Here is a 17,303-nt window from a genome sequence, read left to right as displayed (position 1 = left end):
CAATCGGCGACCTTGCTTAGTGAGATAGCTGACGGAACGAAAGGGCTGTCGTGTTGAGCCCTGGGTGGGCTCAGTTTGCCGAAAGGGAAATCTACATCGACCAACTGGCTGCCCACCCTCTGGACAAACCGTAAAATCTGCTTTTCTAGACAATGTCACGACGGTTCTTCTGATGGTCCTATCACAATAATACAGTTACAGGGCTTAGGGCTATTTCCTAAGTCTATTTCTTTTGGGATTGTTGTATCGCCCACGGCTCAGCTGTTTGCGTGTGTACAATCTTCACCCCAAAGGTGTAATATTGGAGGTATAACCAGTATTACAGCTTTCAAGGGAGAATTCAGAGGATGACGAAGTTGCCCGCATTGGAATATGCCGAGGTCAAAGAGAAGCTTTTGGCAATGATCGGGAGCATGCCTCCCCACCGCCGCATGCGGTGAAGTATCGCCCCCTGAAGGGCCAGGATTATGGCCGGAAGGGAACAGGCGGAGCCGGAGCTGGACGATTATGTGCGGCGGCATAATGCGGAGCATCTGCTGATCGTCAATATCGAGAGCCGTCCGGCAATCGAGGCGCTGGACGATATCGTGCAGGTTCCCGGGCTTGATGCCGTTCTGATTGGTCCACACGATTTGTCTTGCAGCCTGGGAGTCCCGGAGCAGTACGACCACCCTCTGTTCGACGAGGCGGTGCTTTGCATTGTCCGTACAGCGAGAGACAGCGGCAAAGGGGCCGGCATCCATTTCTCCACGAGTCTCGTTCAGGAACTCGGCTGGATCAAGGCCGGAGCGAACATGGTCGTCCACAGCTCGGATCTGACTGCGTTTTCCGACACGATGCGCGCCGAGCTGCTGCGAATCAGGCAGGAAACGGGGGAATGCGTCGTTCAGACGAAGGCGCAAAATGTTAATATTCAAACGAAGCTTCACTAGGGAGGGAGGCAGGGAAATGATCACAACGATTGCCATCGCCAAGGCGGGGCCGACAAATCCGCGCAATGACACGGCATGCATTGCGGAGCTCCCGGACGGCAGACTGCTGGCTGTGTGGCACAAGTACGAGGGCGAGACCAACACCGGCTCGGATTTTGACGGTTGCCGGATTTACGCCAAGACATCTCGGGACGGCGGAACGACCTGGGGGGAGGAGCGGCTGCTGATTGACGCCGACCCGGAGGATAACAATGTTCAAGCTCCGGGATTGTGTCTGCTGCCCGACGGCACGCTGCTGCTTCATTGCTTGCGCGGACATCGGGGGGCGAACAGCTCCTCGATGGATGTATACGCTTCCAATAATGGCGGGGAGAGCTGGGAACTGCGGTCTCGCGTCTGGGAGCGGTCGCAGGGCCAATGGCTGCAAGGGGGGGCGAACCAGATGAATTTGCTTTCTGGAGGCCGTCTGCTGCTGCCGTTTCATTTCGGCGACGGTCACCAGGGGAAGCAGCATAACACGGTCGGCTGCTTTTACAGCGACGATGGCGGGGTGAACTGGGTACAGGCCGCAGGCACTGTTCGCTTGCCGATGCGGGGAGCGATGGAACCTTCGGTAGCCGAGCTTGCTTCGGGTACGCTGATTATGTCGCTGCGCAGCCAACTGGGCTCGGTGTTTCTTGCCCGCTCCGAAGACCGGGGGGAAACCTGGACGCTTCCGCAGACGTCGGGATTAAAGGCCACTGAATCCTGCACCTGCATCCGGCGCATTCCCGGCACAAATGTGCTGACGCTGTTCTGGAACGACAGTCTGTACGATCCGGGCACGCATCACTACGGGCTGCGCACACCGTTGTCCGCAGCGGTATCCGAGGACGAAGGACGAACATGGCGAAAGGTCGGAGACATTGCGACGGGACCCTATGCCTTTTTCAACTTGAACTGTATGTTCACGTCGCAGGGCAAGGCTATATTGACTTATGCCAAGCGGGAGGAGCCGAGACTGATGGCGCATCCCGAGAAGGTGAGCAAGGCGATCCATCAATTCGCGGCATTAATCGAGCCCGATTGGCTCATATCCGGCGGGGCGCCGGAGCGAGCGGCTGAATAGGAGGAACGCAGCTTGATTTCGGAAACATCGATATACGTCGGCGAGGAGCCTCATCTGCTCGTATGCGAGCCGTTTTTGCACCTCGAACGTGTTCCCCTGCACCGAGATACACGCCGTCTTTGGTATGCCGGATCTCGAATTGCAGCCGCGCCGCCACCTCGCTGAGTTGCTTCGACTGAAAATTTTCGCGTTGTCTGCGCAAAAAATTTCCGGCGTGCCGTGTGCGGTGATCGCTTTTTTCAATGCGGGCTGGGATTAGGAAACGGAAGTCTAGGCCGCCAAACCATGAGCTTCCGCATTCCTGCAGATGGAAACGCCACCTGACCGATAATGGCTCAGGTGGCGTTTTCGCTGCGGTTCGTCATTTTTCCTTCTTTCCTTCCTCTATTTCTCCCGCGCTTCGCTTGGGCTACGTCCTCCACCACGCCTTCACCACCTTCCCCCGACAGTCATCCTCGGATTCTTTACCGTCAATGATGCCATTTAATCCGAGTGCCAACAACCCTATTTGGCGCCACAGCGCCGAAACGGCGAAATAGCGTGATGCGGGAGTGTTATGTTTCTGACGAGCGGAGCTGATTATCTGCTCTAGTCCGACTTTTTCGGACTGCGTGGCGGGAGCGAAGAGGGAGGCGGTCTCCAGTCCGACTTTTCCCATTTGCAGAGCGGTTTGTGCATGCTTCCTCTGGAAAACGCCGCTCTAATTCGGCCGATTCGGACTACAGAGCTTTTCTAGGCAGTCCGGCATGCGGCAGTCCAAGTTTTTCGGACTGGGGAGCAAGGGTAAGGGGGCCACGTTGCTCGACCGTCGCTTCCGTTGAATACTAGCGGGTCGCGGAGGGATGCGTACGAATGGGATCATAATGAAACTTCCAGATTTCAGCGATCGGAATCCAACTGCTTGCCCTCCCCACGCGCCAACTGAACACTTACGCCAGAGGACCATCAGGTGCATCATACCTGACGATTCTTATCAAAAGGATTAATTTATCTATATCCCCTCCTGTACTCCCCGGGAGTCATACCTACTTGCAATCTGAATTTCCTTGAAAAACTTGCGGTATCCACATATCCAATCTGCTGCACGATTTCCTTTAAACTGAGCTCTGTACGGATGAGCAGTTCCTGTGCCTTCTCAATTTTAAGAGAGGTAACATATTCTTGAAGAGTTACCCCGTGCCTGTTCTTGAAAAGCTTTCGCAAATAAACTTCGGAAATATTGAATTTCTCTGAAAGGGAACTGATGGAAAAATCATATTCATGAAAATGTTCCCTGATATAACCGACTACATCATGGATATAATGATTGTTGGAGCTCTGCAAGTCAGAAATGAAAATATGCTGTACTCTAGCGATCAGCTCCATAATGGAATCAAATAAAGCTTCGACGGTTTCTATATTGGCCAGCTCATATATTTCTTCATTTAATGAAGCGGATTCTGCAGTCGGAATATCGAGTTCCTGGATGGATTTAATGACAATATTAATCACGTCATAATAGATGCATTTAGCATGATTTAAGGAGACCCCATCTTGTTGAATATCATTAAGGATATCCAGCAGTGATTCTTCAACTTTGGTAAGATTCATTTGAAGAATGTAATTTTCCAAGTGTTCCAGCTTTTCCTTTGGAAAATTAGGGTTTTCAATTATATCCTTATTTGGAAGATCACTGAAAAATATTATTTTGTCTTGCTTCTTCAAAATTTTATAGTCCAAGGCCGAGCCGGCCTCCAGATAGGATTTCCAGAAATCTGAAATGGAAGTATAGAACCCCCCGATTCCAAAACAAGGATTGATCGAAAACTTCTTTTGGATCGCATCAGAAAGCATACTTATTTTGGAGGAAACCAAGTTTTTATCTGCATATTCAGTTGAGAGCAAGAGAACGGCTGACGTATTGGCCAATATGATTCTGCAATAACCTTCCAATTCAGGGGACAGCATTTGCTCTATAAATTCCACGAACTTTGTATTGTCAAATTTTTCGGTTGCATGAACCGTTCCCAAATTAATGATGCAAGAAAAATAAGTAGGTCTAGTAAATTCGATCTTGAATACCAGATTAGAAGAGTTTGTTGCATTTATTTTTTCGATCTGCTCCAGTTGGCCGTTTAATAATAAAGATAGCATATATTCCTTAATAGCAAATTGATTGTTTTTCAAGCTTGATTCCATATCCCCATAGCTTTTAACTATGCTGTTGACCGAATCTTTTAATGATCCTTTATCGGATTCTTTAGTTTTGGATATTCGAATGGCGAAACTCATCAGTTTTTTAATAGGATTATAGTTGTTAAGAATGGCAATCAATATTAAGGCAGCACCAACTAGCATTAAGATGATGAACGTCAGCAAGTAGAGTTGTTTAATATTAAAAAGCTTATTCAAAGCTTCTTCTTCTGTAACAATCCTTACATAGGTCCAGCCCGTTTCAGATGAATGGGCAGTTGATAAGAAATAGTTCACATGATCGAAGAGTAAAACTTCCGTAACCGTTTTGCCTTCTTTCGAATTGTCTAAATATTCACTCAATTTATCCGAGCTTAAATAGGCTTCATTTTTTAATGAAAATACGAGATTATTATTCGGGTCGAAAAGCAAAATGTTTTCACTTGAGTTGACATTCCGGGAACTCAACAATTCTTTAATGTTATTTTTGCTGATAATGAATATGGCTGTCGCATAGGGCTTGCTGCTGATTTGCGGAATAGGCTTGAAAATGCTTATGATCTGTCTCGTGTTGGTTTCATTGGAGGAGTACACCGTAGACTCATTTATATTATTAATGTTGTTTATGAATAATTCCTTATCCCAACTGCCTTTATAAATACTGTTTATTAACGCTGGGAGAGGATACGAGCCGCCGGATCCATATATATACTGGCTTCCTCTTAAATAAATCATAAATTCATCTGTCAATTTGTTTTGAAGATGATAATTGGTTAGCGTCTCCACGGCATCCATCGGGTAATTATCGATTGCATATGTTGTTAATTTGGGACTGTATATCATATTGTAATAAATTTCTTGTATCCCTAAGAGCTCTCTCTCGAATGTGAATTTTATCTTTTCTACCGTGCTTATGTTATTTTCTACAATCTCTTTTTTGAGTATATCCAGGAAATTGAAATAAACGAGTAAGTAAAACGCTGACATAGGAACCATAAACAACAGGATGTAAGTTGAAATATACTTTACAAAGGTAAGTAAAATAAATCTTCTTTTTGGAATCAGACAAGCTCCCCCTTCCCCCAGAAAACCATTCAGCGCTTTCCACTTGTATCGTTATCCAATCAACCACACCCCAACTTGCCCCATCGCAGCATTCGCGTCATCCAACCAAAGATGTGTGTAATATACAACACTCTGTTCTACGTGTACAGAGAAACTTCCATGTTTTCGAATTGACATATGTTTATTCCGTTCTGGCAAGAGGCCTGAATTCTGACTGTATTCCAATTAGAAATTTCGGTCGATGCCCGGCTGGATGTAATTTCGATTTGACATATACTTTTTCGCATTTGCAAATGGATAAATTCACTCCTTGGCTGTTATTATGACTTCGTAATCGCAAAACCGACTACTAAATGATGAAGGGGAAAGGTGAAGGAATGATTACTGAAAAAACTTTATATGTAGGTCACGAACCGAATCATCTTGTTTGCGAGCCATTTTATCGGAAAGCTCCGAACGGGGAGCATTTTATTGTATTTCAATCCGGGGGAAGAACCGAACCTTCAAATTCGAATGTTCTATTTGTCATCCATTCTCCGGATAAGGGGGAGAGTTGGTCAGAGCCGCATCAAATATTTTCCACGCAAGGCAAAGGGACTTGGTGCTCCGAGGTATTTGTAGATGAGGACAAAATCACCGCTTTTATATATGAAGTAAATGAAGACGACAGCTTCAGCGAGTTGAGATCCTTTCGATCGTATAGCTATGACAACGGTTACACATGGACAGAAAGAGAAGCGTTCGGCGAATTTCATGAAAGATGCAACATGAGACAGCGAATCATTCTTTCAAACGGTAACTGGGTGATTCCTTATTGTTACACGGAGAGAGTTTCAACGATGGAGGATGAGATACAAGATGAATATTCCGTTTTGAAAAGACCTCGATTTAGATACTTTGTGCGGAATTTCATATACAGATGCGGAGTCTTGATAAGCACAGATCGAGGCCGCTCTTTTCAGAAGTATATTGTACCGGCAGACGAGCATCATAAATTTCTGTGGGAACCCAATTGTATTGAACTCTCTAATGGCGATGTGGTCATGTATATGCGGAATGAATTCAACGGATGGATATGGCAATCCATTTCGCACGATGGTGGGCATACCTGGAGCAAGGCAGAACAGACCCAAATACCGGATGCCGCTGTAAAAATGAGATTGTTGAAGCTACAGGATGGACGTATTTTGTTATTTTGTCACCCCAATCCCACAATCAAACCGGACAAAGCATGGTTAATGGAAAATTGCCGGTTGTTGCGTCATCCGATTGAAATATGGATTTCAGATCATGATCTGAAAACTTGGGATAAAAAGATCAATATCCAGAACCTAACCGCTCAAAGAAATACGGATCGGATAGACGCTTATAACTACCCTGACGGATTTGTAGATGAGCTTGATAAAAAAATATATATAGCTGTTGATCTAAATCGGAATGAATTGGTTATGTTCGTGATCCCGTTCGAAGATACAAATAAGGAGTAAATTGCAACCATGAAAAGAAAAATGAACTACATGATGAATTCGTGGGAACTATATGTATTTATACTTCCTGCTGTGATTCTAACGATTATTTTCAAATACTTACCCATCTATGGTGTACAGATTGCCTTCAGAAAGTTTTCTCTCACAGGGGGGTTTTTGGGAGGAGATTTCAACGGACTTGACAATTTTATACGGTTTTTTAATGTTTACGGTGCATGGGATATTATTCGGAATACGTTGACTTTGAGCTTTGGCATTTTGATATTTACATTTCCCCTGCCTATTATATTGGCCCTTATGCTGCATCAAGTAAATAACGAGAAGTTCAAAAAAATAGTACAGTCCATCACTTATTCGCCACATCTTATTTCCATCATTGTGATTGCCGGCATGTTATATGTATTTTTATCCCCGGATACCGGGATCATCAATCTATTGTTAAAAAAATTAGGTGCAGAGCCCATATTCTTTTTGGGATTAGCAGACTGGGTTCAGCCGCTATATATAATTTCAGATATTTGGCAGGAAACTGGTTTTAATGCGGTGATCTATATTGCCGCACTGTCTATGGTAGATATAGAGCAAATAGAAGCGGCAACCATTGACGGCGTGAACCGATTCCAGAAAATATGGCATATTGATCTTCCAAGTATTATGCCGACCATCGTTGTTCTTTTTGTACTCAAAGTCGGTCGAATAATGGATGTAGGCTTTGAAAAAATGCTTCTGCTGCAAAACCCAATGAATATTTCAAAGTCCGAAAATATCAGCACCTATGTCTATAGAGCAGGTATTGTGGAGGGGAACTATAGTTTTGCAACGGCTGTAGGATTAATGAATTCGGTAATAAGTGTTTTGCTTCTGATCTTTACGAATGTGATGGTGAAAAAATTCAGCGGGAATTCTTTGTATTAGGACAAGGAGGCAACATGCACAAATTTAAAGTTTCCGTAGGAGACAGGATCTTTGACATCGCGAATATCCTTATCCTCACCATAATAACCTTAATCGTTTTATACCCGTTGTATTTTGTTTTGATTGCTTCTTTCAGTGATCCTGTTCTGGTTAATAGCGGAAAGGTTCTGTTTGCTCCGAGAGGGATAAATATGGAAGGGTATGAAATTTTGTTTCATGAGTCTAAGATATGGATTGGATATATCAATTCTCTAGGATATACAACAGGCGGTACATTATTGAATATTGCTGTAACAGTACCCTGTGCATATGCGCTGTCTAGAAAAGATATGAAGTGGAAGAGAGGAATTTTGCTGTTCTTTATATTTACAATGTATTTCCACGGCGGTCTTATTCCCGATTATCTCCTGATCAAACAATTGAATCTTATGGATACATTCTGGTCCATCATTTTACCCGGTTCCGTAAATGTGTATTATCTTCTGATTGCAAGAACTTTTTTTGCGGCTACAATCCCGAATGAGCTTTTGGAATCGGCCAAAATAGATGGTGCAAGCAATACGCGTTTTTTGATCAGTGTTGTCATTCCGCTATCAAAAGCTCTTATCGCAGTATTGGTATTGTTCTATGCGCTGATTCATTGGAATGCATGGTTTAATGCCAGTATCTATCTTACGTCTCAAAATAAATGGCCGCTGCAGCTCGTGTTAAGAAGTATTCTGGTTTCAGTGAATTATACGAATGAGTCCTTCGCTGACGCCGAATCTATTGAATATGCTACACGCTTAAAAGAGCTGGTCAAATATGGCGTTATTATTATTGCAAGTGTTCCTGTACTTTTATTATATCCGTTCATTCAAAGGTATTTTATTAAAGGGGTAATGATAGGGTCGATAAAAGGTTAGTTATGGTGCTTGATATTGAGATATGCTAGTTTGGTCTTCGCGACAGCTGCATATTCAATATAGATCCGTGCAGGCTTACTGCACAAAATCCATAGGGAGGAAGGTAGATATGAAAGGATTTCGAAAGCTTGTCGTATTGGGTTTGATTTCGACAGTTGTTTTATCCGCATGCTCAACAAAGGGGGACGAGCAGCAAACGCAGGAGCCGGTATCAAGTACAACACCAAATGAAAAAATTCAGTTTCCGTTAAAAGAAAGCGTTACCATTTCCGTTTTGCACTTTAATCCTACTTTTGATTCGGAGCAATTCCAAAAAAGAGTGGCTGTTCAGGACATGTTCAAAGAGACCAATATCAAACTTGAGTATCACATTTCAAATGCGGCTTCCGCCGCAGATCGCGAAACTTTCCTGAAACTGGCGCTGGCATCCGGTAACTACTATGACATTATCCTGGGAGTTCCGGATAATGTTCTGTCGATGTATGCGGCAAGCGGAGCGATCTTGCCTCTGGAGAAGTACATTAACGACGATATCACGCCTAATTACATGAAAGCGGTTAAGCTCAGGCCGCAATTAAAAAAAGTGGCAACGGACCCTTCGGGACATGTGTATTCGATGCCAATCATGATTGAAGTGTATCAACAATGGATGGAGAACAATTTTATTATTAATAAGTCTTGGCTAAGTAAGCTGGGATTGAAAGAGCCTAAAACCACGGATGAATTGTATACGGTATTAAAAGCATTCAAAGAACAGGATCCGAATGGAAACGGTATTGCCGATGAAATTCCGCTGACCTTGATCGACGAAGAAGCGTTTGCGCATTTGGAAGCTTTTATGGGCTCCTTTGGATTAGCCTATAAACATGGCTTAAACGATGGCTACACGATTATTGATAATGGAAAGGTAGAATTTGCGCCGATTCGTCCCGAGTATAAGGAAGGAATCAAATTTTTAAGAAAGCTGTACACGGAAGGACTTCTGGATAAAGAGGTCTTCACTCAGAAACAGGCCAATTTGTCTGCAAAATATCAGAATGCAGAGGACATCGTCGGGTCAACTGTCCATAAAAATACAACCAGTTTCAAAAATCCAAGTCACTATTCGGTGATAGCGCCTCCAGCCGCGCCAGGTCGTACGCCTAAAGTCTGGGTAAATCCAGGCGTTCTTGGAAAAAGATCTTCCGTGGTGATCACGAAGAATAACAAATATCCTGAACATACGATGGCGCTTATGGATAAGTACTACAATACACAAGAGTTCTTAAAGCTGAATTACTCGCCTCTGGCCTATATGGATAACGGTATTCTGAAGTATAAAGACTTGCCGGCAGGTGCGGTATACGCTGCATATGGGCAAGAAAATTTCTTCGGAGGAAGCTGGCCGGGGATGGTGTTGGAAGAAGACATCGGCACAAAAGCGCTTGTTCCACCAGACACTGTACAAGGAACCGAATATATTCCTATTAATAAACCCTATTTCGCCAAAGATATATGGCCCAGACCGCAGTTTACGACAGAGGAAACCGAAAAATTGATCCAATTGAGAACTGATATTTTCACATTCGTCAAAAATATGAAAGCTAAGTTTATCACCGATCCTAAAACGAACATCGATGCAGAGTGGGATAATTATATCAATTCTCTTAAAAAGATGAAGTTGAACGAATTTTTAGACATCATGCAGGCTGCATATGACAGGTATAATGCTGTGAAATAAGGTTTCTCTAGACCTGAACCGATATGCCTGTAATAGAAGACGTTACAGGCATATCCTCCTTACCCAAAATTCTAGGTAAGAAAGGGGAACATGTAATGTTTGCAGCTATAAAAAGAACATGGCTGGCCACTATTTTGCTCATTATCGCAATATTTCTCTTATTGTCGAACTATAGTGAGGCAAAAACTAACTATATTATCGATCAACCTTGGAACAGCATGACGGGATGGAGTACAAGCGGCAGCGGCACGAAGGAAATTAGTCCTGCGGGTGAATTACATCTTTATGCAACCGCAGCGGCAATTACGGATGTATCCAAGACAGGCACCTCTATTCCAGGCACCTACTCGGCAGAATATCGCTTGAAAATCGATAGCTTCGGCGATCAAAACGGGTTGGCGATCTACGATGGCGCCTACAGGATGCATATGTACTTTAAAACAGATGGCGTATATGTCAGAGAAGCGGACGGCGTGTTGTACAAAAAAATATCCTGGTCTTCGGATACCGACTATCATGTCTATAGAACCGATGTGGAAAATGGACTGGGAAGACTGTACTATGACGGTGCGTATGTTGCAACCTGGAATTTGCGTGCAAGCACCGGTCCCGATAACTTTACCTATTTCGTCCAAGGATCCCCGACCGCGGAGATGCATGTGGATTATTCGAGAATCTATAGTTTCGAATATACCATCAATCAACCATGGGATAACATGACGGGATGGGATTCAAGCGGCAGCGGCTCGAAGGAAATTAGTCCAGCGGGCCAGCTTCATCTTGTAGCCACCAGCGCGGCGACTACAGATGTATCCAAGAAGGATATTGCTATTCCAGGGACCTATTCGGCAGAATTTCGGTTGAAAATCGATAGCTTCGGTACGCAGAACGGATTAGCGATCTACGATGGCGCCTACCGGATGCATATGTTTTTTCAAACGGATGGCGTATACGTCAGAGAAGCGGACGGTACATTGTATAAAAAAATATCGTGGTCTTCCGACACCAGCTTCCATGTCTATAGAGTGGATGTAGATAACGGACTGGGGAGGCTGTATTATGACGGTACTTATATGGCTACCTGGAATTTACGAGCAAGCACCGGCCCCGACAAATTCCAATACTTCGTCAACGGGTCTCCGACTGCGGAGATGCATGTAGATTATTCAAAGATGATCAGCATGGATAATGCGCCGATCATAACGGATGAAGGTTTTAGCAGTTTGAGTGCCTGGAGCGTCAGCGGAACGGGAACGAAGGAAATCAGCCCATCCGGACAACTGCATTTAACAAACAGTTCCGGAAATGATGTATCTGCGAGTCGCAACGTCACCATTCCGTACAAATATCGTGTGGATTTCAAATATAAAGTCGATGCGTTCGGCGAAAATCAAGGGATCATCGTGTATGATGGAAAATACAGAATGTTCCTTTATTTTAAATCGGATGGATTATATATCAAAGGTTGGGGGGATGAAAATCATAAAATTGTATCCTGGTCTTCGGATACGAACTGGCATCATTACAGGGTGGATGTCGATAAAGGATTCGGCCGCGTGTATTTCGATGGTGACGATGTCGGCAATTATCCGTTAAATAAAAATACAAGCAGTGACGAAATCAGATTTTTCGTAGGCAGAAATTCTGTAGGTGAAGCCCATGTCGACTATATTAAGGTTTTTAATATGGACAGCGAGATTTCCAGCACCTACAGCTATTCGGATTCATTCGAAGATGAAACCGCGGGCACGAATCCTAATTACTGGATGGAAACGACCGCAAACGATGATTACAATTATACGCTGAATTTGTGGACGGTATATTCGGACGGGGGAAATCTTGTATATCGGGCGAATAGCGCATCCAATGACACGTATTCGTTATTGCATGTCTTCTCCAGAGACGTCAGCTTTCAGAGCATGTTCAAAGTCAATGCGAGCCATTCAGGGACCGTGCTCTATTTCCACATACGACGTAATGAAGATGATGCGTATTTATATGCAAGCTACAGCTTCGCCGACCAAAAGTGGAGGCTGATTGAAAAAAATTCGCTGATCGATTCTCAGAATGTGATTGCGATCAGTTCATCCGCATCGCCGTTAAGCAGCGGTTGGCATACCGCAAAAATCACGGCGGTGGACGACGAAGTTCAGTTTTTCCTCGACGGCGAACAAACGCCACTGCTTAAAGGCACGACATCAAAGGCCGGACTTGGAAGAGTCGGACTTGAAGTGAAGAACGGGGATGTGTTTTTCGACGAGGTTCGGTATGCCGGTGAGGGCAGGGTTAATGATGGAATTAAGGAAATCGGCGGTTTTGAGTCTGCGAATTCAACCAATATCGTGAAGCTTAGTAACGGAAAATATATTTTCTACGGCATTCCTACCAATCCGTTGCCGGTAAACGATGACTTCGAAGACGGCAATGCGAACGGATGGTCCGTCCAAAGCGGGACATGGTCCGTCACGAACGATTCGGGCAATGAAGTTTACAGACAAAGCGGAACGGGCGCTTCGGCTTCCTTAAGTTTGTCGGGAAGCGACGACTGGACCAATTACAGCGTCGAAGCCAAAGTGAAATATGAATTAACCGGAGGAACGGATCGCAGTATCCAACTGATCGGAAGGTACAACGATAGCAACAATTATTATAGCGCCGAGTATAATTCTTCGACGGGAGTTTTGTCGATCAAGAAGAAGGCAGGAGGCACTTGGACAACATTGAATTCGAAAGTGAAATCGCTTTCCGCAAACACTTTCTATACGTTTAAACTTTCGCTTTATTCCGATTTCATTAAGCTTTATATTGATGGTGTGGAAGAGCTGATCATCACGGATCTGTCCTTTACATCGGGTAAAATCGGCATAGGTACTTATCATCAGACTGCAAGCTTTGACGATATTGCCAATATCGAGTACAGCGGCGTTTGGGAGTCATCCGATTCGGGAGACACATGGATGTACATTCCGAATACTGAAGGATACTCCAGAATGGAACGGAATGCACTCGTTCTCAGCAACGGAAACCTGATTTCCTTTGAAAGAGTAGATGACGGCAACCGTTTGGGGAAATACAGAGTATGGTCTTCTTCGGACAACGGATCGACTTGGAGCGGACCCTATTATGTGAATTCCGCCTGGAAGGCCAGGGGGGCGGTGGCCGGGAAAGTCATGCAGGATTCCGCAGGGAGAGTTTGGTTCGCGGCTACGGAATCGAGCAATTTATTGGAAGGGTCGGTTGCCGTGTACTATAGCGATGACGATGGCGAGACTTGGACAACGGCCAAAGAGTTTGAATTTTCGGAAACCGGCATCAGTCTGCAGGAAGGGACAGTAGTTCAGACCGGCACCAATTCGTATAAGGCCTTTTTCCGGACGGATCTGGGATTCCTGTATGCAAGCGAATCGACGAACAACGGATTAACCTGGTCTAATCCGGCTCCAACCATTTTTCCGTCCACCCGCGTCGCATTTGCGGTGTGGAGAGACCCGTCTACCGGGTATCAATACGTCGCTTGGGAAAATGTCGACACGAACGATGTTTCATCCAAACCTCAATTTCCGAGAAACCGGGTTTCGCTGGCTGTGAGTACGGATGGGACAGCGACATGGCAATTCGCTGCAGATCTGGATGATTTCATGGTCGGATCGGGGCTTGAAAACCGACACATTAATCATTCCATGAGTATTATTGACGGCGCGATATGGCTGCAGCTTGCAAGGGTGCCTGGAGATACGGAAATCGCAGAGCTCGAATATGAATTAAGGATATGGAAAATTCAGTTGAATAAAATCCAAACCTATGCAAATTTTCAAGGGGTTCATAATTTGTCGTTATACAGATAATGAAGAGCGTTGAAAGTGTTCCGGCAAAATCTCATTTCTTTATTGAGATCTTGCCGGAATGCCTTTTCCACCGCCGGGTTAAAAAGTGATAAAATGAGATCATCTCAGTATTTGACCCTAACACCAGGAGATGATCCGATGGATGACAATCAATGGGCCGAATCGATCGGACTTTTACGAGAGCATGAACCGATTTGGACAAACGTATTGGTCGAATCCGGATTTTCATTGGAACGCATTCAGTTCCTGATCGACCTAGTTGGCTCTGAACAAACCGCATATGACGGTCGTGCCGATTCCGGGGTTGAGGAGGAAACGCGAACTTCTTTCATGAAATCTCTGCGGCACCTGATAAGGATCGAGCATGACTTGCAGCAAATGGATGGGAACAGCGGAGAGGCGTTGACGGCCGGGAAAAATGAAATCGTCAGGGATCTATTCCTGCGCTCCTGCCATTGGATAAAGCCCCTAATCAGCGTTATCACCCCTACATATAATCGACCGGCCGCTTTATGTGAGATGCTCGAATGTTTGGTTAGGCAAACGGTTATCGACTTTGAATGCATTATTGTCAATGACGCCGGGGATTCGGTCGACTGGGTCAAGCGCCGATATCCGGAGTTGAATATTACGATCCTCGATCAACCGGTCAACGGCAAGCACACCCGCGCACGCAATGTGGGGCTGACAGCCGCGAAGGGGACGTATATTTTGCTGTGCGACGATGACGATCTGTTGATGCCGGATCACATGAAGAGAATGCTGGAGGCGTTGATGGAGGACCCTTGCGATCTCGTTTATTGCGATGCTGAAATTGTTGAATATGAACTACGCGGAAATACCCGAATGCCCAAAAGCCGATTGTTGTTCGCTTACGATTCCGATTTGCAGGCGATGAGGAAATTTTCCACTTTTATCCCTTCAGGCTGCTTGTATCGCATGGAAATTCATCAGGTGATCGGCGCCTTCGATGAAGACATATATCACTATTGGGATTGGGACTTTTTTCTGAGAGTTTCCGCCCTGTTTAAAGTCAAACGAGTTCCCGCCGCATCGGTGTTGTATGCATTTGCTTCCTCGAACGGAGAAAATCTTTCCGCGGATGCGGATCAAATGCGTCCTTTCCTGGATAAGCTTAGCGCCAAGCACGATCTGGGATGGCTGCCGACCAAAAACTTTTACCTGCTGCTCGAGGAAGAAGGGGTAAAAATGCGTCGCTCGAACACGGAAGTATTATGGGACGGCACGCCAACCGTGTCTAGATATGAGCTTCATAGAGTCTCACCAGTTGACCCATTTAGAAGGCCCGGCAAATGAATGCCGGCCATTTTCATCCGGTCACGTTCCTCCCCTGCTAATTAATCTTCGTAACTACATTCGTTGCCTCAATGTTTAAGATCTGGATAGGAGTTTTGCAACATCTGTCGAATATATAGGTCTATATACCTAATTATTTGCAGATGGAGGTAACGGCATGTCAGCTTGGTATAAGTCCTTCTCTCGCAAAAGCCGCAAGGCCAGCTTAACAACTTTACTTATTGGGCTGGTCATTCTCACGGTATGCCTCACATTCACCATACTGCTGATTGGCTCCTATAAATCTAAGAAGCAGTCCCTCGTTGAAACCACATTGTCGCTCAACCACTTGATGGCCTCTAAGATGAGTCAGACGATAGATGCTCTGTTCATCTCCATGCGCAGCAGCTTGAAATATTCAGCCGATAAGCTCGCAGCAAATCCTGCCATGCCAGCAAAGGAGTTGGATACACATTTAGAGATGCTGCGAAACAGCAACGGTTACTTTAATTCCATTACACGAGTAGATGAGACAGGTCGAATTCTCAGCGTGGAACCCAAATCCATCGGCACAGCCAACATGTCTGTTAGTTCAGAAGCAGGGCTGGAAGCATTGGCATTAAAGAAACCTTATGTTTCTAAGCCTTATAAAACGGCGACTACCCAGAGACTCATTGTAATGATCAGTGAGCCGATATTCGATGATTCAGGGGCTTACCGAGGGTTTATTTCAGGATCCATCTACTTGCACGAGTCTAATATACTAAATATGATTTTCGGAAGTACCGAAATCGATGAATCCGGTACTTATTATTATGTTGTCAGCTCCGAAGGATATTTACTGTTTCATCCTGATCGCAGCCGAATCGGAGAGAACGTGAGCTCCAATTCGGTTGTGCAAGAGATAATGCTTGGACATAGCGGTTCCGGACGCATAGTGAATCAGCAGGGGATCCATCAATTGGCCGGGTACTCCGTCGTTCCCGCGAATCGATGGGGCGTGGTGGAAATATCGCCTAAGTCGATTATGGATGAGCAGTTGAAGCATCACATTCAAGCGATGCTGATCTATATATGCCCTCCGTTCTTCGTGTTGTTGATAGGCTCTATATGGCTTGCAAGAAAGCTGGCGCAGCCCTTCGTAAACCTCGCAGATTGGATAAGCCGCCATGGAAAAGAACGAATTGTTGCGGTTACACCGACGAATCATTGGAATCGGGAAGCCGATCTTTTAACGAAGACCATTCAATCTACGCTTTACACAATTCAAACTAAAACCGATCAACTCGCTCGCGAAGCGCAACTTGATCCGCTGACCGGACTGTTGAACCGAAGAAGTCTTGAATCCATGTTTCTGGAATGGAAGGAGTTAGAGATAGAATTCACTTTACTCCTCATGGATATTGATCGGTTCAAGGCTGTAAATGATTCGTACGGTCATCAAGCCGGCGATGAAGTGCTCAAGCTTTTGGCGCGGGTCGCGACCGATCACGTCAGACCTTTTGACGCTTGCTTTAGACTGGGTGGAGAAGAATTCGTCATCCTCTTAAAAAATACTCGGCTGGAGAGCGCCGTGTTAGTTGCAGAACGAATTCGAAAGGCCATAGAGAGGACTGAGAATCCGACAGGTGCTACGATTACCGTTTCGATTGGCCTCTCTCACTATCCGAGCTGCGGAACTACCCCAGAGAAGGTCATGCACCAAGCAGACCAAGCTTTGTATAAGGCTAAGCAGGAGGGGAGGAACCGAACAAGAACCTCTAACGAGGAACGCTTATAGGGCAATTATTGTGCGCCAAACCGAATACTACTGCCTAATGACCTGGTCGGATCTCCGATCAGGTTTTCTAAACAGATC

10 protein-coding genes are annotated in these 17,303 nt (G+C 45.1%); 9 read left to right on the top strand and 1 reads right to left on the bottom strand.

Going from position 1 to position 17,303, the window contains the following annotated elements:
• Positions 1–467 precede the first annotated feature (467 nt).
• Positions 468–932, top strand: coding sequence for an aldolase/citrate lyase family protein (locus tag PKO02S_RS27830; RefSeq protein ID WP_127588300.1), 465 nt, complete (start codon positions 468–470; stop codon positions 930–932).
• Between the two features lie 16 nt (positions 933–948).
• The gene (locus PKO02S_RS27825; RefSeq protein ID WP_164821734.1) at positions 949–2,040 is read left to right on the top strand and encodes a sialidase family protein; all 1,092 of its coding nucleotides are present in this window, start codon (positions 949–951) and stop codon (positions 2,038–2,040) included.
• Between the two features lie 987 nt (positions 2,041–3,027).
• Here the strand turns inward: PKO02S_RS27825 and PKO02S_RS27820 are convergent.
• The gene (locus tag PKO02S_RS27820) at positions 3,028–5,007 is read right to left on the bottom strand and encodes a helix-turn-helix domain-containing protein (RefSeq protein ID WP_164821733.1); all 1,980 of its coding nucleotides are present in this window, start codon (positions 5,005–5,007) and stop codon (positions 3,028–3,030) included.
• A gap of 647 nt (positions 5,008–5,654) precedes the next feature.
• On the opposite strand from PKO02S_RS27820, the gene PKO02S_RS27815 reads away from it, so the two are divergent.
• The 7 genes from PKO02S_RS27815 to PKO02S_RS27785 all read left to right on the top strand — a co-directional run bounded on the left by PKO02S_RS27815 (position 5,655) and on the right by PKO02S_RS27785 (position 17,225).
• The gene (locus PKO02S_RS27815) at positions 5,655–6,764 is read left to right on the top strand and encodes a sialidase family protein (protein WP_164821732.1); all 1,110 of its coding nucleotides are present in this window, start codon (positions 5,655–5,657) and stop codon (positions 6,762–6,764) included.
• A 9-nt stretch (positions 6,765–6,773) separates the two neighbouring features.
• The gene (locus tag PKO02S_RS27810) at positions 6,774–7,679 is read left to right on the top strand and encodes an ABC transporter permease (protein ID WP_127588296.1); all 906 of its coding nucleotides are present in this window, start codon (positions 6,774–6,776) and stop codon (positions 7,677–7,679) included.
• Between the two features lie 14 nt (positions 7,680–7,693).
• Positions 7,694–8,584: a carbohydrate ABC transporter permease gene (locus PKO02S_RS27805; RefSeq protein ID WP_127588295.1), complete on the top strand. Its 891-nt coding sequence runs from the start codon at positions 7,694–7,696 to the stop codon at positions 8,582–8,584.
• A gap of 109 nt (positions 8,585–8,693) precedes the next feature.
• On the top strand, positions 8,694–10,304 hold the full coding sequence (locus tag PKO02S_RS27800) for a type 2 periplasmic-binding domain-containing protein (protein ID WP_164821731.1): 1,611 nt from the start codon (positions 8,694–8,696) through the stop codon (positions 10,302–10,304).
• Between the two features lie 134 nt (positions 10,305–10,438).
• Positions 10,439–14,149, top strand: a complete 3,711-nt coding sequence (locus PKO02S_RS27795; RefSeq protein ID WP_164821730.1) for a sialidase family protein — start codon at positions 10,439–10,441, stop codon at positions 14,147–14,149.
• A gap of 15 nt (positions 14,150–14,164) precedes the next feature.
• The gene (locus tag PKO02S_RS27790) at positions 14,165–15,466 is read left to right on the top strand and encodes a glycosyltransferase family 2 protein (RefSeq protein WP_307720046.1); all 1,302 of its coding nucleotides are present in this window, start codon (positions 14,165–14,167) and stop codon (positions 15,464–15,466) included.
• Between the two features lie 157 nt (positions 15,467–15,623).
• Complete coding sequence (locus PKO02S_RS27785) at positions 15,624–17,225, top strand: sensor domain-containing diguanylate cyclase (protein ID WP_127588292.1); 1,602 nt, start codon at positions 15,624–15,626, stop codon at positions 17,223–17,225.
• Positions 17,226–17,303: the final 78 nt, after the last annotated feature.

The sequence above is a fragment of the Paenibacillus koleovorans NBRC 103111 genome (assembly GCF_004000845.1).
Classification (GTDB): Bacteria; Bacillota; Bacilli; order Paenibacillales; family NBRC-103111; genus Paenibacillus_AA; species Paenibacillus_AA koleovorans.
The sequence above is the reverse complement of the archived record's forward strand: the minus strand, read 5'-3'. Positions and strand labels throughout refer to the sequence as shown.